Source organism: Arthrobacter sp. 05T442 (assembly GCF_056395945.1).
On the sequence record NZ_JBFTKM010000065.1, the window covers coordinates 1 to 448 of the forward strand.

Sequence of the window (448 nt, forward strand, 5' to 3'; positions counted from 1 at the left end):
TGTGAGAGGCCCCCAGCCAGACCACTGGGTTGATAGGCCGGATGTGGAAGCGAGGACTAACGACTCGTGAAGCTGACCGGTACTAATAGGCCGATAACTTACACCACACACCACCCCGCGAACCCGTTCAAAAGGGGTTCGCACCCGGGGTGGTACAAAGAAACAAGACTGCTTGCGTCCACTATGTGGTTCCCAACCAACAAACCCGTTGCCTGGCGAACCAAAACTGAATAACAACACCACCACTGCAGCACAAACTGCAGGACACATGTTGTAACCACCAGATTTCCCACCCCCGCGCCCACCGCGCATGGGGGCGGGTAACAGGGTTACGGCGGTCATAGCGTGGGGGAAACGCCCGGTCCCATCCCGAACCCGGAAGCTAAGACCCACAGCGCCGATGGTACTGCACCCGGGAGGGTGTGGGAGAGTAGGTCACCGCCGGACA

1 rRNA gene is annotated in these 448 nt (G+C 59.2%); it reads left to right on the plus strand.

From position 1 onward, the window contains the following. Positions 1-330: 330 nt before the first annotated feature. A 5S ribosomal RNA gene (gene rrf, locus AC1DES_RS19200) occupies positions 331-447 on the plus strand. Position 448: the final 1 nt, after the last annotated feature.